Origin of the sequence: Nocardia inohanensis NBRC 100128 (genome assembly GCF_001612945.1) — a bacterium.
Classification (GTDB): Bacteria; Actinomycetota; Actinomycetes; order Mycobacteriales; family Mycobacteriaceae; genus Nocardia; species Nocardia inohanensis.
This window is the reverse complement of sequence record NZ_BDBK01000004.1, coordinates 118,636-141,495: the sequence shown is the minus strand read 5'-3', so window position 1 is coordinate 141,495 and position 22,860 is coordinate 118,636. Positions and strand designations below refer to the sequence as shown.

20 protein-coding genes are annotated in these 22,860 nt (G+C 68.7%); 10 read left to right on the top strand and 10 right to left on the bottom strand.

Going from position 1 to position 22,860, the window contains the following annotated elements:
- Window positions 1-130 precede the first annotated feature (130 nt).
- The 4 genes from NI1_RS12700 to NI1_RS12685 all read left to right on the top strand — a co-directional run bounded on the left by NI1_RS12700 (window position 131) and on the right by NI1_RS12685 (window position 4,172).
- On the top strand, window positions 131-1,111 hold the full coding sequence (locus NI1_RS12700; RefSeq protein WP_169815570.1) for an AraC family transcriptional regulator: 981 nt from the start codon (window positions 131-133) through the stop codon (window positions 1,109-1,111).
- Between the two features lie 84 nt (window positions 1,112-1,195).
- Window positions 1,196-2,050 carry a nitrilase-related carbon-nitrogen hydrolase gene (locus NI1_RS12695; RefSeq protein WP_067819331.1) on the top strand — a complete coding sequence of 285 codons (855 nt, stop codon included), beginning with the start codon at window positions 1,196-1,198 and terminating at the stop codon, window positions 2,048-2,050.
- Window positions 2,051-2,143: 93 nt separating this feature from the next.
- Window positions 2,144-3,106: an AraC-like ligand-binding domain-containing protein gene (locus NI1_RS12690; RefSeq protein ID WP_084523073.1), complete on the top strand. Its 963-nt coding sequence runs from the start codon at window positions 2,144-2,146 to the stop codon at window positions 3,104-3,106.
- A 94-nt stretch (window positions 3,107-3,200) separates the two neighbouring features.
- A complete protein-coding gene (locus tag NI1_RS12685; protein WP_084523071.1) occupies window positions 3,201-4,172 on the top strand; it encodes a nitrilase-related carbon-nitrogen hydrolase in 972 nt (323 codons plus the stop codon).
- 58 nt (window positions 4,173-4,230) lie between these two features.
- Here the strand turns inward: NI1_RS12685 and NI1_RS12680 are convergent, their stop codons facing one another.
- On the bottom strand, window positions 4,231-4,566 hold the full coding sequence (locus tag NI1_RS12680; protein WP_067818931.1) for a metal-sensitive transcriptional regulator: 336 nt from the start codon (window positions 4,564-4,566) through the stop codon (window positions 4,231-4,233).
- A 172-nt stretch (window positions 4,567-4,738) separates the two neighbouring features.
- Between NI1_RS12680 and NI1_RS12675 the strand changes: the two genes are divergently transcribed.
- A complete protein-coding gene (locus NI1_RS12675; protein ID WP_067818928.1) occupies window positions 4,739-5,572 on the top strand; it encodes an S-methyl-5'-thioadenosine phosphorylase in 834 nt (277 codons plus the stop codon).
- A gap of 110 nt (window positions 5,573-5,682) precedes the next feature.
- Here NI1_RS12675 and NI1_RS12670 read toward each other — a convergent pair whose 3' ends face one another.
- The 4 genes from NI1_RS12670 to NI1_RS12655 all read right to left on the bottom strand — a co-directional run bounded on the left by NI1_RS12670 (window position 5,683) and on the right by NI1_RS12655 (window position 8,403).
- Window positions 5,683-6,588 carry a metallophosphoesterase family protein gene (locus NI1_RS12670; RefSeq protein ID WP_067819328.1) on the bottom strand — a complete coding sequence of 302 codons (906 nt, stop codon included), beginning with the start codon at window positions 6,586-6,588 and terminating at the stop codon, window positions 5,683-5,685.
- Between the two features lie 20 nt (window positions 6,589-6,608).
- A complete protein-coding gene (locus tag NI1_RS12665; protein ID WP_067818925.1) occupies window positions 6,609-7,079 on the bottom strand; it encodes a cupredoxin domain-containing protein in 471 nt (156 codons plus the stop codon).
- Between the two features lie 68 nt (window positions 7,080-7,147).
- Window positions 7,148-7,828 (bottom strand): QcrA and Rieske domain-containing protein, encoded by a 681-nt coding sequence (locus NI1_RS12660; protein WP_067818922.1) that lies wholly within the window; start codon window positions 7,826-7,828, stop codon window positions 7,148-7,150.
- Window positions 7,825-8,403, bottom strand: coding sequence for an RNA polymerase sigma factor (locus NI1_RS12655; RefSeq protein ID WP_084523069.1), 579 nt, complete (start codon window positions 8,401-8,403; stop codon window positions 7,825-7,827). Before NI1_RS12655 ends, NI1_RS12660 begins: the two co-directional genes overlap by 4 nt.
- A gap of 127 nt (window positions 8,404-8,530) precedes the next feature.
- Here NI1_RS12655 and NI1_RS39245 point away from each other — a divergent pair, with 127 nt between their 5' ends.
- From NI1_RS39245 to NI1_RS12640, 3 genes are all read left to right on the top strand, one after another.
- The gene (locus tag NI1_RS39245) at window positions 8,531-9,910 is read left to right on the top strand and encodes an NAD-dependent epimerase/dehydratase family protein (RefSeq protein ID WP_067818920.1); all 1,380 of its coding nucleotides are present in this window, start codon (window positions 8,531-8,533) and stop codon (window positions 9,908-9,910) included.
- Window positions 9,911-10,063: 153 nt separating this feature from the next.
- Entirely contained in the window at window positions 10,064-11,056 is a 993-nt protein-coding gene (locus tag NI1_RS12645) for an LLM class flavin-dependent oxidoreductase (RefSeq protein WP_067818917.1), read from the top strand.
- Window positions 11,057-11,070: 14 nt separating this feature from the next.
- Entirely contained in the window at window positions 11,071-11,631 is a 561-nt protein-coding gene (locus NI1_RS12640) for an NADPH-dependent FMN reductase (protein WP_067818914.1), read from the top strand.
- 7 nt (window positions 11,632-11,638) lie between these two features.
- Here the strand turns inward: NI1_RS12640 and eccE are convergent, their stop codons facing one another.
- Window positions 11,639-13,246, bottom strand: a complete 1,608-nt coding sequence (eccE, locus tag NI1_RS12635) for a type VII secretion protein EccE (RefSeq protein ID WP_067818912.1) — start codon at window positions 13,244-13,246, stop codon at window positions 11,639-11,641.
- Between the two features lie 173 nt (window positions 13,247-13,419).
- On the opposite strand from eccE, the gene eccB reads away from it, so the two are divergent.
- Window positions 13,420-14,838 carry a type VII secretion protein EccB gene (gene eccB / locus NI1_RS12630; protein WP_067819323.1) on the top strand — a complete coding sequence of 473 codons (1,419 nt, stop codon included), beginning with the start codon at window positions 13,420-13,422 and terminating at the stop codon, window positions 14,836-14,838.
- On the opposite strand, the gene mycP is transcribed toward eccB, so the two are convergent.
- Window positions 14,839-16,254, bottom strand: a complete 1,416-nt coding sequence (gene mycP, locus NI1_RS12625) for a type VII secretion-associated serine protease mycosin (protein WP_067818909.1) — start codon at window positions 16,252-16,254, stop codon at window positions 14,839-14,841.
- Between the two features lie 8 nt (window positions 16,255-16,262).
- Window positions 16,263-17,723 carry a type VII secretion integral membrane protein EccD gene (gene eccD / locus NI1_RS12620; RefSeq protein ID WP_067818906.1) on the bottom strand — a complete coding sequence of 487 codons (1,461 nt, stop codon included), beginning with the start codon at window positions 17,721-17,723 and terminating at the stop codon, window positions 16,263-16,265.
- A gap of 173 nt (window positions 17,724-17,896) precedes the next feature.
- Between eccD and eccCa the strand changes: the two genes are divergently transcribed.
- Entirely contained in the window at window positions 17,897-21,928 is a 4,032-nt protein-coding gene (gene eccCa, locus NI1_RS12615) for a type VII secretion protein EccCa (RefSeq protein ID WP_067818903.1), read from the top strand.
- A 154-nt stretch (window positions 21,929-22,082) separates the two neighbouring features.
- On the opposite strand, the gene NI1_RS12610 is transcribed toward eccCa, so the two are convergent.
- Window positions 22,083-22,382 carry a WXG100 family type VII secretion target gene (locus tag NI1_RS12610; protein ID WP_067819319.1) on the bottom strand — a complete coding sequence of 100 codons (300 nt, stop codon included), beginning with the start codon at window positions 22,380-22,382 and terminating at the stop codon, window positions 22,083-22,085.
- A gap of 47 nt (window positions 22,383-22,429) precedes the next feature.
- The gene (locus NI1_RS12605) at window positions 22,430-22,759 is read right to left on the bottom strand and encodes a WXG100 family type VII secretion target (protein WP_067711754.1); all 330 of its coding nucleotides are present in this window, start codon (window positions 22,757-22,759) and stop codon (window positions 22,430-22,432) included.
- Between the last annotated feature and the right edge of the window lie 101 nt (window positions 22,760-22,860).

The window sequence follows — 22,860 nt, the reverse complement described above, 5'->3', positions numbered from 1 at the left end:
CAGTCACACCGCCACCGTTGATCGAAATACTTGGGGTGCCCGGTCGTCGCACGAGCCGCCGATGGCCGGGCAGCACGCGAACAGGTTCGAAATGCGTTTGCCGGACGGCGCGCGGTGGGAAGATAACCGGGTGGATCAAGCCGCTGTCGGCACGGTCGAGGTCTGCTCCTCCTCAACTGTTTCGCCACGCCAGGCCTTCGAGCGCTGGGAGGCGCTGGTGGCCGACGCCGTCGTGCCCTCGGTCATCGAGCCTTTGCACGATGGTGATTGGCGCGGGCGGGTCACCAGCACCCAATTCGATCGATTCAGCGTCTCGCTCATGCGTGCCAGTGCGCAACGGGTGGTGCGCTCCCGCAAACTGGTCGAACAGTCCGAAGACGAGTTCCTCTTGGTGAATATCGTGCTGGACGGGACGAATTGGACCGAGCAGGGCCGCCAGACCGCCGAATCGCAGCTCGGTTCCATCGCCTTCTTCGACAGCGGCCGCCCATTGGAGAGCCGGACCAGCGAGAACTCCACTTCGGCCATCGTGCGCGCCCCCATGCACCTGGTACTCGAACACGCCGGACTGCATCGGGATGAATTGCCCACGGCCACCGCGATTCCCATTACCGGCGCGCTCGGCGTGGTCGCGAGCTTCTTCCGCGGGCTGGCCGAACTACCGCCGGGCGAGGCCGAGAAGGCCGCGGCCGTCATGAGTTCCGAGGGCGCGAGCATGCTCGGGTCGGCGCTGCTGCTGGCCGCGGGCCGGGATTCGCCCGCCCCGTCCGATTCGCTCTACACCCGGCAGCAGGTGCTGGCCTACCTGCGCAGGCGCTTCACCGATCCGGACCTCACCATCGAAGAGGTGGCGCACGCCTGCCTGGTCTCGCGGCGCACGCTGTACCGGGTGTGCGAGGGTTTCGGCGGTCCGGGAGCGCTCATGCGCCGGATGCGCGTCGAGCATGCCCGCCGGCTCTTGCGGGCGGATCCGGCGCGGCCGCTGGCGGCGATTGCCGCGGCCTCCGGCTTCTCCACCGATCGGCACTTCTACCGGGCATTTCGCGAGGAAACCGGGTTGACGCCGGGCCAGTTCCGGACCCAGCTGGACGCAGGCACAGGCGGTCGGTAGAGCGGCACGCTGAGTCGGTGCCGCGGGCTGCGCTTCGGCGAAAGGTGATTGCACAGCAATCCCGTTCGCGTCGAAGGAGCCGAGGTGTCGACGAAGGTGCGAGTAGCGGCTGTCCAGGCGGAACCGCGCTGGCTGGATCTGCGGGCGGGCGTCGGACAGGTCGTCGAGCTCATCGAGACGGCCGCGGCGGGTGGTGCGCAACTGGTCGCTTTCCCGGAGACCTTCCTGCCCGGTTATCCGTGGTGGCTGTGGCTGGACTCGGTGAGCTGGGGGCAGGGTTTCCTGGCGCGCTATCGCACCAATTCGATGACCGTGGGCCGCACCGAATTCCGGCGGATCGCCGATGCCGCGCGCCGGCATCGCATTCACGTCCTGCTGGGTTTCAGTGAGCGCTGCGGGAATTCGCTGTATATGTCGCAGTGCCTGATCGATGATCGCGGGGTACTGCTCGGAGTCCGGCGCAAGCCCGAACTGTCCCCGCTGGAGCATCGGATATTCCGGTGCGGCGAGGCCGGTGAACCCCATGTCTTCCGGACCGCGATCGGCCGGATCGGCGTGCAGGGTGGCTCCGAGCAGTTGCACCTGCCCGCGCGGCACGAACTGGAACGTACTGGGGCGCAAGTGCATATCGTCTCGTGGCCGGGGTTCATCACGGCGCGGGATGTGGAATGGGGTGTGCGCGTGAACAATGCGGCCACGCTCTGGTACGCGGTGGTGGGCCGTTTGCACGTGGTGGCGGCGTGCGCGGTGATGGAGGTGGCGGGCAGCGAGAGCCGCTACGGGAACGATCCCGCCAAGCAGCTGGTGCGCGGACCGGGCGGGCACGCAAGGATTTTCGCGCCGGGTGGCGAGGAACTGGGTGTGCCGTTGAGCGGGCACGAGGAGGGGCTGGTCTACGGCGATCTGGAGCTCGATCTCGCCGCGGAGTCGGCGGCCTAGCCATACGCTCGTATTGGCTGTGACGCTTCGTATCTGACAGAATTCCTGCTATTCGGTCGTACCCCGGCCGGCTGGTTTGTCGAGGGATGCGGAGTGGATCGGTCGGACGCGGTCAGTCGAGTAGAGGTGCGGTCCGGTCCGGAAACATCGGCCAGCGAGGCATTTCAGCGCTGGGAGGCGCAGGTCAGCGAAGCGTATGTGCCGCTTGCCGTTTCACCAATACCGACCGGTCGCTTTTCTGGGTTCATCGAGCACTCACGATACGGCGATATCGACCTGAGCGTGGTCGGATCCGGCCCGCAGCGCATTCAGCGCACCGAACGGCTCATCGCCGACGCCGACGATCAGTACCTCATTGCCAGCATTCCGGTTGCCGGTAGCGCCCGGCTCCATCAGGACGGCCGCACCGCCGAAGTCCGCCCCGGCGAAATGGTGTTCTACGACACCACCCGCCCGTACCACTGGGAAATGGAACGGGAATGGGAACAGGTGGTGCTCCAGGTCTCCATGACCCGGCTGCGCGAGCGCTACGGCGTGGCCGGTCCCGATGTCCCCACCGCGACCGCGTTCGGCCGCACCACCGCGCCCGGGGTGGTGGCGCAGTTCTTCCGCGGTGTCGCGAGCCTGCAAGAGGAGGATCCGGGCGGGGCCGCGCTGCTCGCCGAATCGGGAATGGATCTGCTGGCCGCCGCGGTGATCGCGGCCGCGGGCGGGGCGGTGCGCGATCGATCCGCCGACGCGTTGAATCGGCAACGTGTGCTGGCCTTTATGCGTGCGCATTGCGCGGATCCGGACCTGGGTGTGGATCGAATCGCGCAGGGGTGCAGAATGTCTCGCCGCACCCTGTATCGGGTTTTCGACGAACTCGAGGGTGGGCCGGGAACGGCGTTGCGGCGGATGCGAATCGAACGCGCTTGCGAATTGTTGCGTAATGCGCCGCAGTTGCCGCTCTCGGCGGTGGCGAAGGCGGCGGGTTTTCTCACCGAACGCAGTTTCTACCGGGCATTCCGGCTGGAAATGGGGACTACGCCGGGCGCATTCCGGGCCCTGCTCTGACCGGCCTTGGCATGATCGGTCCGAAAGACGGCACACACCGGCACTGACATTCCCTAAATGATTGGCAAGCATCAGCTTTCATGAGGAATGCGCGATGAGGAATACGGTGCGAGTCGCCGCCGTCCAAGCCGAGCCGAAATGGCTGCGGTTGTCGGACGGTGTCGAGCAAGTCGTCGAACTGATCGGTGCGGCCGCGGCCGAGGGGGCCCGGTTGGTCGCGTTTCCGGAGACGTTTCTACCGGGGTATCCGTGGTGGCGGTGGGTGGAATCCAATCAATGGAATGTCGAATACTCGACTCGGTGCCGCGAGAATTCGATGACTAGGGATGGCGCCGAAATGCGGAAGATCGCAATGACAGCGCGGCGCAATGACATTCACGTCGTGCTCGGATTCGGGGAACGGCAGGAGCGCCGGATCTTCATGGCGCAAGCCGTGATCAGCGATCGCGGCAAGGTGTTGTCGGTGCGCCGCAAAGCCGGGCTCAACAGTGTCGAACGCAAGGTATTCGCCTCCGGCGCACCGCAGTTGCCGGCGGTACACCAGAGCCCGTTCGGCCGCCTGGGTGCGCTGTCGGGGCAGGAGAATCAGCGCACGCTGCTCACCCGGGCGCTGCGGGCCGACGAGGAGACGATCCACGTCGCGGCGTGGCCGGGCGGGCCCGCGGTGGAGACCGCGCCCGCGCAGTCCGGGCCGACCGTGAGCCGGATGTACGCGCTGGAGGGGAGCGCGTTCGTGCTGGCGCCGTGCGCGGTGGTCGGCGACCACGGCTGGGGCGGGGTGGCGGGGGTCCGGACCGGGCAGGCGCACATCTTCGCGGCCGACGGCGGTGAAGTGGTGCCGGCGCTGGCCGAGGGCGCCGACGGCATTCTCTACGCCGAACTCGAACTGGGTGCGGGCGAGGTCGGTGATATCGATCGCGGGCCCCGGCTGGATCCGCGTGAGCCGGTGCGGGCGCCGCAGCGGGCGCGCGGCTGGGGAGCCGGTCCGCTGCCCCGCACGGGCGTGCAGGAGCGCGCCATGCCCATGGTGTCCGGGATGTATCCGGGCTTCGCCGCGGCCTGCTGAGCCGGAGCACGATTCGGCCCGGCGGGGATCGATCCCCGCCGGGCCGAACTCGGATCCGTCAGGAACGCACCAGGCGGGCGATGGCGTCGGTGGCTTCCTTGATCTTGGCTTCGGCCTCCGGGCCGCCCGCCACCGCGGCGTCGACCACGCAGTGGCTGATGTGATCCTCGAGCAGGCCCATCGCGACCGCCTGGAGCGCCTTGGTCATGGCCGACACCTGGGTGAGGATGTCGATGCAGTACTTCTCCTCCTCGACCATCCGCTGGAGGCCGCGGGCCTGGCCCTCGATGCGGCGCAGGCGCTTGAGGTAGTCGTCCTTGGCGGTGATGTAGCCGTGCGTGCCGTGATCGTGGCAGGACTCGTCCGTGGTGGTGGACTGCTGCTCGTTCGTCATCGACCGTGTCCTCGCTCCCGGCCTTGTCGGGCCCTCGCCATTTGATACCCCCCGAGGGTACACGCGCGGGGGTGCGACTGCCAGCCGCGCCGCACCGGGCCGGGTGTGATGTCGGTCCGGGTGTGCGGACCTGACACCGGCATCCATGCACGGGTGCGCAAGAATCGAGCCCATGAGTTCGGTGCCTTTCGATCAGACCCAGCCTCGGGCCTCGCTGGCCATTATCGGCGGTAGCGGGTTCTACGACTTCTTCGGTGACGACGCGACCACGGTCGAGGTCGAGACCCCGTTCGGCGCGCCCAGCGCGCCCATCACCATCGGCCAGGTGGAGGGGCGGGCGGTCGCGTTCCTGCCCCGGCACGGTCGCAAGCACGAATACTCCCCGCACACCGTGCCCTACCGCGCCAATATGTGGGCGCTGCGCTCGCTGGGCGTGCGCCGGATCTTCGGCCCGTGCGCGGTCGGCTCGCTGCGTGCCGACTGGGGTCCGGGCACCGTCGCCGTCCCGGACCAGCTGGTGGACCGCACCTCCGGCCGCGATCAGACCTTCTACGACGCCGGCGGCGTGCACGTCTCCTTCGCCGACCCGTACTGCGCGCAGCTGCGTACCGCCGCCATCGGCGCGGCCGTGCCGGAACTGCCGATGAAGGACCACGGCACCATGGTCGTGGTCCAGGGCCCGCGCTTCTCCACCCGCGCCGAGAGCCGCTGGTTCGCCGGACTCGGCTGGGAACTGATCAACATGACCGGGCACCCCGAGGCCGTGCTCGCCCGCGAACTCGAAATGTGCTACTCCGCAATCGCTCTCGTCACCGATCTGGATGCCGGCCTGGAATCCGGTGAAGGCGTCACCGCCGCCGACGTTTTCGCCGAGTTCGAGCGAAACCTGGTGCCGTTCAAGGCGCTCGTGCGCGGCGCGGTCGCGGCCGTCGAGGGCGATGACACCTGCGACAAGTGCCGCGTGCTCACCGGCACCGGCGTGCAGCTGCCCTTCGAATTGCCCTAGCGTGCGCACACGTCCGGCGGTGGCGAGGGTGGTGAGCCCTCGCGCCGCCGGACGAGCGGGGCACCACGCTGTGCCCGAGATGCCTCGTCGCACCTCAGCGCCCGCGCGGGCTATCGCAGTTTCTGGTCTTTGAGCGCCAGCAACTGCTGACCGCGCTGGTAGGTGACCTCGCGAATACCCAAGGCGTCATGCAATTTCCCGGCCGGCAGCGTCACCGGTTTGGGTGCGGGGCCATCGCCCGGGGCCGGCAGCGGGTAGGCGGTCGTGGTGCCGCTGTAGAAGGTGATATTGCCCTCGGTCTTCGTGAACAGCTGGTGCACATGGCCATTGAGGCAGGTCACCGAGGAGAACCGGCGGAGGTAGCTCAATGCCTCGGTGGCATCGTCTGTGCCCCAGCCCCATTGGGGATACATGGCGAACAGCGGAATATGGCTGAACACGATGATGGGGGTGTCGTCGCCGAGGCCCGCCACATCCTGCCGGACGAAATCCAGCTGATCGCGGCCCAGATGCCCGAGGCTTTGCAGGTTCAGCGTGTTGACCAGCCCGATCACGTGCACGCCCGCGATATCGAAGCTGTACCAGCCGTCCCCGCGCGTGCCTTTGCCGAAGACCTGGCGATAGCGCTGCCCGGCATCGTCGGTCGCGTCGTGCTCCCCGGGCACGGTGAACACGTGCTGGGTCTTCAGCCCTTTCATCATCTGCTCGACCTGGTCGAACTGTTCGGGGGTCGCCAAATGGGTGAGGTCGCCGGTGTGGATGACGAAATCGGGGGTGTAGCCGAGCCCGTTGATCTGGTCGATCGCGGTCTGGAAGGTAGCGGTCACATCGGTGTTCGCGGCGCCCTGAAAGCCGATGTGACTGTCGCTGACCTGCGCGAAACGCAGCGTCGGCCGATCGGCGGCCGCGGCGGGCGGTGCGCTCGCCAGCTGGGACACCACCTCACCGCCCACGACGGCGAGCCCGACGGCCGCGCCGAACCACGCGCTGTGCCGGATCAATTGGCGGCGGGTCATGGACTGGGGATCGCGTTCGGTCACGGCGTCACCGTCACCGTGGCGTGCATGAACGGGTGGATGGAGCAGGTGTAGGCATAGCTGCCCGCCTTCGTGAAAGTGAACGAATACTGTGCGCCCGTGCCCATTCCGGGCGAGCGGAAGGTGCCGTTGTCTGCCGCGACGGTGTGCGGTTCCTCGTCGCGGTTGGTCCAGGTGACGGTGGTCCCCGCCGGGACGCTCAAGGTCGCAGGGGCGAAGGTGAAGTTGTCGATGTTCACCGCGTTCGGCCCCGCCGCAGGCGAATTCGCGCCGGACGACGAGGTGGCGGGCATGGACATGCCGGGCATGGCCGAGGTGGAGCCGTCCGGCACCAGGCCGGGAGTTTCGGTGCCGGAGGCGAATACGGGCGTCGGGGCGGGCGCGGACGTCGTGGGCGGGCTGCTGCCGCAAGCGCTCGCGGTCATGACGAGCGCGGCGGCCGCGGCGGCGCGTCGTAGGGGGAATCTCATGGTCCGGGCCTCCGATCGGTGCTTCCGCCGTTGTCGGCGGAGGGTTCACCAATAGATAGGCGCGGGGGTTACACCGGCCGGGTGGGCGCGAAAACCTCGATGGCACCGCCGTTCTCGCGCACCCGCAGGCGGGGGAGCGTGGCGGGCGCGATGGGGAGTTGATGGGTGAGCACGCGCCCATCGGTGGCGAAGGAGGTGGAGTGACAGGGGCAGCGCAAGCGATCGGCGGGCGCGTCCAGCCACAGCTTGCACCCCTGATGCGTGCACACCCCCGATACCGCGACCGGAATTCCCCCGGTGCGCCGCACGAATCCGCTGATGGTGCCGGCATCGAAGGCGAGCACCCCGCCCTCGGGGAGATCGGCGGCAGCCGCGATCGCCTGCCACGCACCGCTGTTCGGTTCCACCGTGGTGGTCGCTTCGGGTTCCGGTTCCGGATTCGCGGTGATCAGCCGGTCGACCGTCGCCCCCGCCACCGCGGCCGCCGCGGCGACCGATCCGCCGACGAGCACCTGACGGCGACCGCGACCATCGGTGGATCGCGGTGCCGCACCGGATAATTCCGCGGCCAGCCGATCGCGCAGGCCATCGACGAACTCCTCGGACGGCTCGGCGTCCCCGCTCCTGGCCGCGCGCAATGCGATGGCGACGCGAAGCTGTTCCGCCTCCTCCGCATCAGGCCGGAACGCCCCGGGCCGGCGGCCGCGCAAGAGATCCTCGACATACCGGCGGAAACCGCGCCCGCTCACGACCCACCTCCCGCTTCCACCCGCGCCGCCGCGCGTAATGCCCGGTGTTGCAGCACCTTCGCGTTCGTCACGCTGATCCCGAGCACCTCCGCCGCCTCGCGCACCGACATGCCCTGCAAGAACCGTAGATCCAGAATGCGCCGATAGCGATCCGGCAGCGCGGCCAGCAGCGCCGCCGCCCGCTCCGCGGCGCGGGTTCCGGGCGCGGGTTCCGGTGCTGCCTCGGCGAGATCATCCGGGATGCAGGTGATCTCACGACCCAGCCGCCGGCGCCAGTGCGCCGCCAAGACCGTGCGCGCGGTGGCGCGCAGATAGCCGCGCACCTCCGGTCGTCCGGCCGAAAGCCGCAGCGGCGGTAGCGCACTGGAGAAGACCTCGGCGGTCAGATCCTCGGCGTCGGGCCGGTTTCCGGTCTTCTCGTACATGAGACCGAAGATCCAGCCGACATTGTCGCGGTACACCTCCTCCCAGCCCGCATATGAGTCGGCGGCGACCAGCCGTAGCTCCCGTGCGGCGGACCGCTCGGGCAGTTCTCGTGCCGTTGCGCGCCATCGGGGAACGCTCCGTCCCGCCATCGCCCGTTACCTTCCGAATCCGGCCACCCCGTCCCTACTCGATAGGGCACGGGGTTACACCGCCCGGAGTTCAGTGCGGGCCGTGACACCGGGGGACCCATCGCGCGGACGCGCCTATGCTCGAGTCATGAGCACGGACGGACACGACGGTGTACGGGTGCTGCTGACCGGCGCGGCCGGGTTCATCGGGGGACACGTGCATCGAGCCTTGGTCGCGGCCGGGCACGAGGTCATCGCGGTGGACGCCCTGTTGCCGATGGTGCACGGTGCGAACGCGGCTGTTCCCGAAGATGTTCTGCCGGTGGACATCCGGGACCTCGACGCGCTCGAGCCGCTGCTGCGCGGCATCGACGTGGTCTGTCATCTGGCGGCGGCGGTCCCCCTGCCCGACCTTCCGGAACCGCCCGCGGGCCTCATCGGTCCCGGCCGCCGGTCCTCGGGTGGCCCCGCCTTCGACCTGTCCCACGCGCCCGATCGGTCCACACCGCCTGACACGCTGCCGGATGCACCCGACTCCGGGGTGCCGGAGGCGCCGGGGCCCGAGCACACGGGCGACCTGCCGGAGGCGCTGCCCGGCCGGGGGCGGCCGCTGGCCGGACGACGGGAAGACGTGGGGCACGGTACCGGGCCCTGTGTCCGTACGGGCGCGGGCGACAGCGGCCGCGAGAGCCAAGGCATCGGCAAGCCGGGACCGGTCGGAATGCAGCGGGCGGCCTTGTATGCCTCGCACAATGACACGGCGACGGCGATGCTGCTGGCCGCCATGGAGCGGGCGGGGGTACGGCGGCTGGTGCTGGGATCTTCGGTGGCTGTGTACGGGGAGGGCCGGTATCGCGGAGTGCGGAGCGGGCCGTTCTTCCCGGGGGTGCGCCGGCGGGCGGATCTCGATCGCGGGTATTTCGATCATCGCGCACCGCGCAGCGGAGAGGTGCTGACCTGGGAACCGATCGGTGAGGACGCGCCGCTACGTCCCCGGAGTGCCTACGCCGCAAGCAAAGTCGCGCAGGAGCATTACGCACTGGCCTGGGCGGCCAGCACCGGTTCGGCGGCGTCGGCGTTGCGCTATCACCACGTGTACGGCGACCCCATCGCCGATGGTCGCATGCCGCGATCGGCGGAAACCGGTGTGGCCGCGCGCTTTCGCGCCGATCTGCGCCAGGGCCGCCCGCTGCGCGTATTCGAAGATGGCGGCCAGGTAAGAGATTTCGTGCACGTCCGCGATATCGCCGCCGCGACCGTAGCCGCGATCGCCCGCCCGCTCGCCGGTTTCGTACCGCTGAACATCGCCTCCGGCCACCCACTCACCCTGTGGGAGGTCGCCTCGATCATGGCGAAAGCCCTCGAAGCCCCCAGCCCCATCGTCTCCGGCCAATACCGCCTCACCGACATCCGCCACCTGGTAGCCGCCCCCGACCGCGCCCGCCACGCCCTCGACTTCACCGCCCGCATCCAGCCCGCCCGCGGCCTCGCCGAGTACGCCACCTCCACCGCCGCCCGCCCCCACTGAAACCCAGCGGTCGAGTGGCACACCAGCGCGGGAAATTCGGGCAATTTCCACCGTGGTGTGCCACGCGGCCGGTGTGACGCGAGTGGGTGGGTGAAATAGGGCGGCGGGGCGCGGCGTTGGGATGGGGGTCTGTGGTGTATTCGGAGGAGTCTCATGATCGACGTGCCGTTGTCCGTGTTGGAGCTCGCGCCGGTGGAGAGTGGGCGGAGTGCGGGGGAGGCGCTGGCGGCCACGACCGAGTTGGCGCGGCGGACGGAGGCGCTGGGGTATCGGCGATTCTGGGTGGCGGAGCATCACAACATGCCGGGGATCGCCAGCTCGGCGCCGGCGGTGTTGCTCGCGCATCTGGCCGCCGCCACTTCGAGCATCAAGGTCGGATCGGGTGGGGTGATGCTGCCGAATCATGCGCCGTTGGTGGTGGCCGAGCAGTTCGGGACCCTCGAAGCCTTGCATCCGGGGCGGGTGGATCTGGGGATCGGGCGGGCGCCGGGAACCGATCAGGCGACGGCGGCGGCTTTGCGGCGGACCACGGAGGGGCTGAACGCGGAGCATTTTCCGCGGGAGCTGCGGGCTTTGATCGACTACTTCGGGCCTGCGGGTGTGGGCGGGATCGCCGCTACGCCGGGGCGCGGCGACAAGCCGGACGTCTGGCTGCTGGGGTCGAGCGGGTACAGCGCGCAGGTGGCGGCGGCGCTCGGGTTGCCGTTCGCGTTCGCGCATCACATCAGCCCGGGCAATACCGTGGCGGCGCTGCGGTTGTATCGCGAGAACTTCCGGCCGTCGGAGACCTTGACCGAGCCCTACGCGATGGTGGCGGCCTCGGCGATCTGCGCCGATACCGACGAGGAGGCCGATTTCCAGGCCACGCCCCGGGATCTGGCATTCCTGTACCTGGTGAGCGGGCGGCCCCGCGCCCTGCCGACGCCGCAGGAGGCGGCCGGCTTCGAACCCGATACGCAGCAGCGGCATTTCATCGCCCAGCGGCGGCAGGGACAGCTGCTCGGTTCGCCCGCCACCGTGCGCGGGCAGGTCGAGGAGCTGCTGGCCGATACCCAGGCCGATGAACTCATGCTCAATACGCTCGTCTACGACATCGACACGCGCACACGCTCGTTCGAACTGATCAAGAAGGCGCTGGCCGCTTAGCCTAGGCTCGCGGCATGGAAGCTCCGCTGCGGCTCGAGGTGATAGTGGCCAGCACGCGACCGGGACGGTTCGCGCCCGTGGTCGCGGAGTGGTTCCTGAGGACCGCGCGGGCGGACGAGCGGTTCGAGGTGGGCGTCATCGACCTGGCGGAGACTCCGCTGCCGGTGGATCTGGGCGATACGCCCGAGGCCGAGGCGTATCGCGAAAGAATCTCCGCCGCAGACGCTTTCGTGGCCGTCACCTCGGAGTACAACCATGGCTACCCGGCGTCGCTGAAGACCGCGCTGGATATCGCCAAACGCGAATGGCGGGCCAAGCCCATCGGTTTCGTGAGCTACGGCGGGCTCTCGGGCGGCCTGCGCGCGGTGGAGCAGCTGCGGCAGGTGGTGGCGGAGATCCACATGGTGTCGATCCGTGAGACGGTCAGCTTCCACGAGGCCAAACGGAAGTTCGACCAGGACGGCGAGACCGCCGACGGAGCGGCCATCGATGCCGCCGTCCGGCTGCTGCGCCAATTGGCTTGGTGGGGGCGTACTCTGCGCGCCGCCCGCGCCGCCGACCCGTATCCGGGCTGAGGACGGCTTATCTGGCGAGGGCGCTCACGCTGCGCGGCCGGCCGATGTAGGTCGCTTCCCGTGGGATGGAGACCAGGGTCAGCTCGACCTGGGTCTTGCCGGTGCGCAGGATGATTCGGTTCCCGGTGGCCCCGGGCTGCTGGATGGACAGATCGGGGCGGGCGGCCGGCCAGCCCAGCGGATCGCCCGCGAGATAGATGGTGGTGACACCGGCGTGCGGGGCGGCGGAGAGCACCCCGTCCACCACCACCGCGGTGAATTCGGTATCGGGCTGGTGGGTTTCGGTGGCGAGGGTGAGTCGCTCCGCATTGCCGATGGTGGTGACCAGTTGATTCCACGCCTGCGGCCGGTCGGTGCGGACCAGCACCCGTTCACCGACCGCCAGGGCGCGGAATACCAGCTGCTGCGCCAGATACAGCTCCCCGGCCACGTACACGCTCGAGATACCCTGTCCGACAACGCGGACCGCGACGCCGTTGCCCTGATCGTCGGAGCCGAGCAGCTGCCCGCATCCGGCGGCGGGCAGCTGCACCTCCGCGATCTCGGCGAGCTGCCGTTCCGCGGTGGGGACGGTGTCGTCGAGTCCGGGCACGGCCAGCGGCAGATGCGCCAGCAGTCCTTCGCGATGCCGCCCGTTCATCGAGATCATGTGCTGCTGCAATGGCTCTTCCGGCAGTTCCCGCGCGGTGAGCCGCCACGCCGCCCCCACTCGCACGATCCCGGCATCCGGTCCGGGCCGCAGCCGCACCGCGACCGTGGTGCCCCGCGACTGCGGTACCCACAGGCCCGCGAGCGTCTCGGAATCCAGGCGCGCGGGGTCGACGGCCGCGCCCAGGTTCACGCTGTTGCCGAGCTCCACGTAACGCCAATGCTGTTTCAGCCGTGCGGGATCCACCCCCGCGGTGATCTGCAAGGCCGCCGCCTTGATCTCGTGCGCGGTGAGAATGCGTGCGGGACAACCGGAGTCCGCGAGCAGGCGCACGATGCGCCGGGTGGCGATGGTGACGGCCCGGCAGGCCCCGTCCGCGCCGCCGCCGCGCCGGGCCGCGGCCGCGGGGCTGAGCAGCGGATCGAAGGCGATGGCCAGCCAGACGGTGCGGTGCGCGGTGGCGGGCAGCGGCCCCAGCAACGATTCGTAGATGGCCCCCGCCGGTGTCCCGGAGCGGCTGCGATGCCCGTGCGACACGATGTCGATCCCGGCCAGCGCGATGTCGTGCTGACGCAGGCTGGCGGCGAGTCCGGTGAGCGGCAGCAGATGCGAGGCGGCCACGGTGGAGCGCCCGAGCCGGGTCAGGCCGCCCTTGGCCGGCAGTACCTCGACGACCGCGACGACGCGGCTGCCGTCGCGGTACAGCCCGAGCGTGCGCCCGTCCCCGGCGCGGAAGTCCATCAGGTCGGCGGCGGCGTGTTCGCGATGGCCGCGGAACGCGCGCCGGGTGCGCAGCCATTCGGAAACTGGTCGTTTGCCTAACGGCAAGAGAAGAAGCAGACCGACCACTATGCCGATGGCGAGCGCACCCCAGAACGGTAGTCCGCAGGCCACCGCGACGAGCAGGAAAACCACGCCGGTCAACTGTGCCAGCAGCAGGCTGCGCAGCCTCACCGAAGCGCTCATCGTCTTCCCCCGCGCGGCTCGTTCGGCCCGGTTCCGGTGGCCGAGTGTGAATGGCGATCGCAGCGAACTGTACTGTGTTCGGCGAACGTCATGACTGGTCGGGGGTGATTTCGACGCCTTCAAATCCCACCACGCGGTGGCAGGTGAGCGGGTACCGCTTTCTGGTGCGCCGCATGGAGCACGCCCTGGTGCGCCGGGACGTGCGCATGCTGCACGACCCGATGCGCTCGCAGACCCGGGCCTTCGCCGTCGGGTTGATCCTGGCGCTGGTCGCACTCGCCGGTTGCGGTGTGTTAGCTCTGCTCCGCCCGCAGGACAAGATCGGGTCCAGCAAGATCCTGATCGGCAAGGACTCCGGCGCGGTCTACGTGGTCATCGACAATGTCGTGCATCCGGCGCTCAACCTCGCCTCGGCCCGGCTCGCGGCGGGGGAGGCCGCCAAACCGGCCACGGTGAAGGAATCCGAACTCGCGAAGAAGCCGCGCGGACAGCTCATCGGCATTCCGGGCGCGCCCGCCTCGCTCAACTACGACACCTCCGACCGCGCCTGGACGGTGTGCGATGTGCTCGCCAATGACGGCAGCCGCAGCCTGACCACCTCGGTGCTGGTCGGCGCACCGGTGCTCGGCGACAAGGCGGCACCGCTCGCCGACGGTAAGGCGCTGCTGGTGCAGGGGCGCGACGCCGCCTACCTGGTCTACGACAATCAGCGCGCCCGCATCGATGTGAACGACCGGGCCGTGGTGGATGCCCTCGATATTCGCGGCCGCACCCCGCGTCCGATCAGCGAGGGGCTGCTCAATGCCATCCCCGAGGTGCTGCCGCTGGTGCCGCCGCAGATCGCGGATGCCGGTGCGGCCCCGGCGTATTCGATCGGCGACCATCGCATCGGGGATGTGGTGCAGGTGCGCAGCGACAATCGCTACTACGCCGTGCTCGCCGATGGCCTGCAACCGGTTTCGCAGCTGACCGCCGACATCATCCGCAATACCTACCGATCGGCCGCCGCCGACGACTACATCGCGCAGGCCGATCGCACCGCCGCGCCGGTCTCCGGCGCGCTGCACGTATCGAACTATCCGGATCGTGTTCCGGAGCTGGTGGACGGCAAGGATCAGCCGGTGGATTGCCTGTCCTGGCGGCCGGTCGGCGCGGCCGACCAGACCGACGGCAGCAAGCACGCCGAGCTGACCGTGCTCACCGGCCACGCGGTGCCGATCCCCGATCGCGCCGGACTGGTGCCCCTGGCCCAGGCGGACGGCAACGGGTCGAATGTGGATGCCTTCTACACCGAACCCGGTGCGGGCGAATACGTTCAGGCCACCGGCATCGAACCCGACAGTCAGCGGCGCGACAGCCTGTTCTTCATCTCCGATTTCGGGGTGCGCTACGGCATCAAGGATCTGGAGACGGCGAAGGCGCTCGGCATGGATCCCGCCGCGGTCACCCCGGAGCCCGCACCGTGGCCGATCATCGGATTGCTCGCGCCCGGACCGACATTGAGCCGGGAAGCCGCGATGGTGGCCCATGACGGGGTGGCCCCGGACCCGAATCCCGCGCCGCAACCGGTCAAGGGGCAGAACCAGAACTGATCAGTCTTCGTCGTGCCCGCCGAAGCGGCGGCGCAGCGGGAAGGACGCCAGAAATCCCAGAACCAGTAGCAATCCCACGATGCCGGTGCCGATCAAAGCCACATTGCGCGCGGTGTGATCGGGCGGCGGGGGCGGGCTGGGAATGGCGAGCTGTTGGTCCACGGCCGCGTGGGGTTGTTTGGGCGGCAATTGTTTCGGCACCTGCGCGGTCAGGGCGGCGACGGGATCGACCGCGCCGTAACCGATATAGGGATTCCAGCCTTCGCCGGGCGCGTGCGCGGTGGCCTCGATGCGCTGAATCACGTCGTGTGCGTTCAGATCCGGGAATCGGGATCGAATCAACGCGGCGACGCCCGATACATAGGGCGCGGCGAAACTCGTTCCGCTGTACGGCATTATCTGGCCTTGATTGGTGACCTTGGCGGTGGTCAAACCATTGCTGCGCGGATCGAGGGAAATGATGTTCTCGCCCGGCGCGGCCACCCCGACCCACGGTCCCGGCACCGTGAATTTCGAGTACTGGCCGAAGGAATCGACGGAGCCGACCGAGAGCACGTATTCGTCCCACCAGGACGGCACCACATACGAGGTGATGTGATTCCACAGATCTTCATCGGGCCGCACCGGATTCGGGCCCGGATTGCTCGCCTTGCAGGTGTCGGTATTTCCGGCCGAGGTGACGATGACGTCATCCTTCTCCGCCGCCGCGTAACGCACCGCCGCACCGAGCATGCCCATTTCCGGACTGCTGGGTTCCCGGGTCGGACACGCCACCAGCGAGATATTGATGACCCGCGCCCCGGCGTCGGCGGCCCGGCGAATAGCCGAGGCCAGTGCGGAGATCTTGCCGTAGCCGTCGGGCATATCGTCCGGGCCCTTGTCCCGGCCCGCGCCTTCGGCCTGATACAGCGCGCTGGTCTGGCGAATGGTCATGATGCGCGCCTCGGGCGCGACGCCGGCGAAGCCCTGCCCCTCCTGCTGGGTGGCGGCGATGAGCCCGGCCACCAGGGTGCCGTGGGCGTCGCAATCCTCGGTGCCGTCACCGGAGTTCGCGACGTAGTCGCCGCCGGGGATCAAGCCGGGTAGCCGCGGGTGCGGGGATACCCCGGTATCGATGACCGCCACCAATTGGCCCGCGCCCTTGGCGAATTGCCAGGCGTGCTCGAGATCCAGGGAGCGCTGCGCGACCGGGATGGTCGGGCCCGCACCGCCGGATTGCGTACTGATGCAAGGGGAATTGGCCGGATGTTCGGTCTTGCCGGGCGGTGCGGCGGGACCGCCGGGCGGCAGCAGTCCGGGATCGACGGCGGGCGGGTGATCGGCGACGGCCGGGCCGGCATCGTAGGTAATGCCCACGGCCAGTACGGCGGTGGCCGCCGCAACACGAAAGACTTTGGCGCTCAGGGCGATCGACATCGCGGCGGCTACAGTCCGCGCACGAGCGAATAGAGCTCGGTCACCCAGAACACCAACGGCACAATGGCGGCCACGAAGGCGTATTCGAGCAATTCCAGCGCCCGGCGCATGGGCGGGGTGGCTTGCTGACGCGGCACCAGAATGCCGAGCACCAGCGCCGCCACCAGCAGCAGGACGGCGATGCCGAAGATCGCCAGCGGCTGACGCAGCGTGAACGCGGCGAAACCCATGAGCACCAGCGGAATCGCGGCCCCGCCGGCCAGCAGCACCACCGCCTGCTCGGCTCCGGCATAGGTGCGGCTGCGGAACATGAGCACCACCGCGCACACCACCGCCAGCGCCAGGCCCGGCCAGTACGGGCGGTCCGCGATCGGTTCGACCGAGGCCACCGCACCGGTCGCGACGACCAGCGTGGTGGCGGCTACCAATCCGGCCAGATATTTGCGCGCCCGTTCGGATTTGGCGCGCAATGCCTCCAGGCTGGGCAGTGCGCGGTGATCGTCCGGATCGTCCTCGGTGGGATCGATGGGCGTCCCCGGCGCGGGCACCGGCGGCAGCGGCAGCTTGGCCAGCAGCATGGAAATCCTTGGGGCCAGCGACAATCCGGCCAAACCGAGCCCCGCCGCGCCCGCGCCGATGGCCTTGACCGGCAGTTCTGCCAGCAGCCCGACCAGTGCGGCCGGCACGGCGTAGACGGCGACCGCGGTGACGCCGATGAACAGACCCAGCCCGACCCCGCTCACTCGCCAGGTCAGCACCCCGATCGCGCCCAGCAGGACCGCGCCCAGCAACAGGTTCGCCCAGCCGTAATGATCGGGCACGAAGAGCATGCCCGCGGCGAACGCTGGCGGTAACGCGCAGCCGCCGACCACGAGCGCGCCGGCGGTATCGCCGTACATGCGGCTGATCACCGTGGACGCGATCACCAGCAGCACCGCGACGAAGAGCGCGACGGTCCCGCTCACCCAGCCGGGGACCGCGTCCGGCGCGGCCAGCAATCCGAGACAGCCGACCAGCATGGTCAGCACCGCCAGCACCGAGCCGGTGAGCCGCGCGGTGCGGGGCGTCCAGCCGCGGAAATGGTCGGCGTCGGCGACCGCGACGTTGTACATGATGTCGTCGAACAACGGTGTGGGCGCGGTGTGTTCGGCGCTCTCCAGCATGAGCAGCTCGCCGTCGCGCACCTCCTGTTCGACGAGGGTGAGCGACCCGGTCAGCGGCGGCTGCCCGATCCGGGCCAGCACCCATTCGTGCGGTTCGAACTGCTCGCCGTCGTGATCGAAGTCGTTGACCCGGCTGTGCTGGGCGACCATGTCGACCACGCTGGGGATGACCAGCGCCACCGGTACATCGCCGGGGATGGCCATATCGACCTGGGTGTGTTTGGCCAGGATGGTCACGCGCGCGAGGTCGGGCGCGCGGACGGTGCCGCGGGTCTCGTCGAGCTGATCTGTTCGCGCGTCGGTCACACTGCCCCCAACTCCGGGTGAGAACTCGTTTCCGCGCGCGCGTCGGGAGAATGCGGTCGCGGCGCTGGGATGTGCAGAATTGTTGCCCGCACTTTACGGCATGTCGGTGCAGGTCCGTACACTGAGGCCGGACTGAAGTCATCCATGGGGGAATGCCGACCAGTGAGCAATCAATGAGCACCGTACGGTTTCAACGACGCCCGCGCCGGGAGATTCCACGCTCGCCCGGCGGTGAGGTGACGCTCCAGCCGCCGCCGGAGATTCCGCGCGCCGTCCCGGCCAATCTCTTCGGCAAGCTCATGCCGCTGGTGATGGTGGTCGGCATGCTCGGCATGGTCGCGCTCATGTTCACCTCGGGCAGCGGTATCGCGTCCAACCCGATGAGCCTGATGTTCCCCATGATGATGGTCTTCTCCATGGTCGGCATGTACGCCGGGCAGAGCGGCAAGGGACAGAAGGCGGCCGAGGCCGACGAGGACCGCAAGGACTATCTGCGCTATCTCGATCAGGTCCGCCGCGATGTGCGCGAGACCGCCGAACAGCAGCGCGCCGCCGTGGAGTGGAGTCATCCGGAGCCGGGGTTGATCTGGATGCTGGCCGGCACGACTCGCATGTGGGAGCGGCGGCCGGGGGACAAGGACTTCTGCCACGCCCGGATCGGGCTCGGCAGCCAACGTCTGGCTACTCGATTGGTCGCCCCGGAAACCGGTCCGGTGGAGGAACTCGAACCGATAGCTGCGGTTTCGCTGAGGCGCTTCGTCCGTACCCATTCCACGGTGCCGGACCTGCCCACCGCCATTGCCGTGAAGGGGTTCGCCAGCATTCAGCTGACCGGCGACCGGGCGCAGGCGCGAGAGCTGACCCGGGCCATGTTATTGCAGCTGGCTATGTTCCAGGGACCGGATCAGGTGCTGGTCGCGGTGGTCTGCGGAGCCGATACCGCCCCCGAATGGGAGTGGGCGAAATGGCTGCCGCACACCCAGCATCCCGATTCCCAGGACGGCGTCGGCAGCGAGCGCATGGTCTACGGCTCGATACGCGAGGCGCACGCCGGGCTGCGGCCGTTGCTGCACAACCGGGTTCGCTATTCCCGCAATCAGCCGCCGGACCCGAACCTGACGCAGCTGATCATCGTGGTGGACGGCGGTCTGCTCGAGGCCGAGGAAGATCCTCTGCGGGAGAGCGGATTCGAGGGCGTGACCATTGTCGACCTGTGCGGGTACGCGCCACGGCTGGCGGCCTCGCGCGGGATCCAGATGGTGGTGGAGAACGGGGAATGCGCGGGCCAGGGCGCATCCGGGGCGATGGAGCGGTTCGCGATCATCGACCGCATCACCGCGCGCGAGGCCGAGCAGGCGGCGCGGCGGCTGGCTCCCTACCGGGCACCCGTGAAACGCGGACCGGATGCGAGCGGCGAAGAGGGCGAAGTGATTTCGACCTGGTCGCAACTGCTGGGCCTGGGCGATATCGGTACCTTCACCCCCGAAACCGCTTGGCAGCCCCGCTACGGCAAGGATCGGCTGCGAGTGCCGTTCGGTGTCGGAGCCGACGGGCTGCCGGTGTACCTGGATATCAAGGAAGCCGCCGAGGGCGGCATGGGCCCGCATGGACTGTGCATCGGCGCGACCGGTTCCGGTAAGTCGGAATTCCTGCGCACCCTGGTGCTTTCGCTGGTCGCCACGCACTCGCCCGATCAGCTGAACTTCGTACTGGTCGACTTCAAGGGCGGCGCGACCTTCCTGGGACTGGACGGGGTCGAGCACATCGCGGCCATCATCACGAACCTGGAGGAGGAGGCCGACCTCGTCTCGCGTATGCGCGATGCGCTCGAAGGCGAGATGAACCGGCGGCAGGAATTGCTGCGCTCGGCGGGCAATTTCGCCAATGTGGGGGAGTACGAGAAGGCGCGGGCGGCGGGCGCGGACCTGGATCCGCTGCCCGCGCTCTTCGTGGTGCTGGACGAATTCTCCGAATTGCTGGCCCAGCACCCGGATTTCGCGGACCTGTTCACCATGATCGGCCGGTTGGGCCGGTCGCTGCACGTACATCTGCTGCTCGCCTCGCAGCGGCTGGAAGAGGGGCGGCTGAAGGGCCTCGAGAGCCATCTGTCGTATCGGATCGGCTTGAAGACGTTCTCCGCCAACGAATCCCGTCAGGTGCTCGGCGTGCCCGATGCCTACAACCTGCCCAACAATCCCGGCGGCGGCTATCTCAAGTCCAACTCCGGAGAGATCGTGCGATTCCAGTCGGCCTATGTTTCCGGGCCCTACCTGGGTGGCGCTTCGACGCGGGATGTCACCCGGTCCGGCCGCGAGGAATCCGAATTCGACACCACCGCGCGGCTTTTCACCGCCACCCACGTGGATTTCCGGGCGAGCGACTACCTGCCGCTGCCCGCCGTACCGGAAGCGGCGCCGCCGCCGCCGCCCGAGGCCGAGCAGGTCTCCAATCTCCAGATGCTGGTGTCGCGGGTGCGCGGTCACGGGCGGCCCGCGCACGAGATCTGGCTGCCGCCACTGGGCGCGCCGTCCACCCTGGACGAACTGGTGCCGCGTTCGGTGCTGACCGGCGACGTGCACCCGATCGCCACCCTGCGCGCACCCATCGGCATCGTGGACCGGCCCTACGATCAGCGCCGCGATCCCATGGTGGTCGACCTGTCCGGTTCGCGCGGACACGTGGCGGTGGTCGGCGGTCCGCAATCCGGCAAGTCCACGGCGCTGCGGTCGCTGGTCATGTCGATGTCGTTGACCCACACCGCCGAACAGGTGCAGTTCTACTGCCTGGACTTCGGCGGCGGCACCCTGGTCGGGCTCGAAGGGCTGCCGCACGTCGGTGCGGTCGCCACCCGGCTGGAATCGGACAAGGTGCGGCGCACCATCGCCGAGATGGTGACCGTGGTGCGGCAGCGCGAGGCGCGGTTCCGGCAGCTGGGCATCGAATCCATGGCCGAGTTCCGGCGTATGCGGGCCATGAGCCCGGCCTCCAGCTCGGCCGCCGCCGGCGTGCACGAGGACCCGTTCGGCGACGTCTTCCTGGTGATCGACGGTTACGGCGTCTTCCGGCAGGAGTTCGACGCGCTGGAGCAGACCATCATGAACCTTGCCGTGCAGGGTCTTTCGTACGGTGTGCACGTGGTGATCTCCCTGGCGCGCTGGCCGGAGGCGCGCCCGGCGCTCAAGGATCAGATCGGCACCCGCATCGAACTGCGCCTCGGTGATCCCATGGACTCCGACCTGGGCCGCAAGTTCGCCACCCTGGTCCCGATGGGGCGGCCCGGTCGCGGTATGACCCCCGACGGGCTGCACATGCTGACGGCACTGCCGCGCGTCGACTCCGACCCGGATCCGCAAACCCTGGGTATCGGTGTAGCGCAAGCGGTTTCGGCCATCGCGGCGACGACCCCGGGACGACCCGCGCCGCGCGTGCGAATGCTGCCCGAACGCCTGCCGCGCGAGGATCTGCTGCGCATGGCGGGCGACTGGCCCGCGCACGCGGACGCCGCGACCAAAACCATGCGAATCCCGTTCGGTATCAACGAATCCGAGCTCGCCCCGGTGTACCTGGACTTCAACGCCAGCCCGCACCTGGTGATCATCGGCGATTCCGAGAGCGGGAAGACGACGCTGCTGCGCTCCATCGTGCAATCGATCTGCGCGGCCAATACCCCCGACCAGGCGCGCATCATCATGGGCGACTACCGGCGCACCATGCTCGGCACCGTCCCGCAGGGCTATCTGGCCGGATACGGTTCCACCGCACCGCAATTCACCCAGAACATGGCCGATCTAGCCGCCTACGTCGGCAAGCGCATGCCGGGCCCGGACGTGACGCCGCAGCAGCTCAAGGACCGATCCTGGTGGAGCGGGCCGGAACTCTACGTGATCGTCGACGACTACGACCTGGTGGCGACCTCCAGCGGCAACCCCCTGCACGCCATGGTCGACCACCTGGCCCACGCCCGCGACCTCGGCTTCCACCTGATCATCGCCCGCCGCTCCGGTGGTGCGGGCCGGGCCATGTACGAGGCCACGCTGAACCAGCTCAAGGAACTGAACTCGGCAGCCCTGGTCATGAGTTGCAGCCGCGACGAGGGCATCCTCTTCGGCAACACCCGCCCCTCCCTGATGCCGCCGGGCCGCGGCACCTACGTCACCCGCGCAGGTGAGGACCTGGTCCAACTCGGCTGGTTCCCCCCGGCCTGACCGCGCCCCCGTCATTCCGGCACGCTCTCAGCCGGAATCCACACGGTGGCTGGGTGTGGATCCCGGCTGAAAGCATGCCGGGATGACGAAAGCGGCCGTTGATACGCGAACGCCCCGGCACTTTCCAGTGCCGGGGCGTGCTTTCGTACTCGTCTCAGAACAGTCCCGCGAGCGCGGTGTCCTTGATCTGGAGTTCGGCGTTGCCGGTGCGCACCAGCGTCGCCGCGCCGCCCAGGGTGGCGTTGAGCTGACCCACGTGCCCGTTCCACATGCGCTGGAGGTCGGCGAACGCCTCGTTGGCGTCACCCTTCCAGTTGGTGGTGACGAACTCTTCCACGCTGCGGTGGAAGGCTTCGAGCTGGTCGCGAATGTGCTCCGCGCGCTTGATGATCGAGTTCGCGCCGTCCTCGACGCCGGCGAACTGGGCCGAGATGATCTGACCGCCTGTAGCCATGATGGTGACTTCCTTTGCCAAAGTATTCGAGAAGGAGGGGAGGGCCGTCAGACCGCGGGCAGGTCGAGGCTGGACATCTGCGCGTTGACCTGGGCGCTGTAGTCGCGGTCGTGATCCTCGTAGCTGGAGCCGGCCTTGATCAGGTTCTCCGAGGTCTGCATCAACTTGTCGTTGAGCTTGTCGGCCTGGAAGTAGTAGCGCTCCATGAAGGCGTTGAACGCCTTGCGGGCCTCGCCCTCCCACTTCGACCCGACGGTCATATTGTCCTCATCGCGCTTGAGGTCGCGAATCATGATCATGAGCGTCTCGTGGGTCTTCTTGAACTCCTGGGCCTTGGCCTGGATGAGCTCATTACTGGCTTCGAATGCACCGGCCACGGTGCCTCCTTTCGAATACGCGGGCGGACGACCTCTTCTGAATTGATTGGACGTGGGTCACAGCCCGGCGGTTCCACCCCGATGTAGCAATTTGCCAGCAC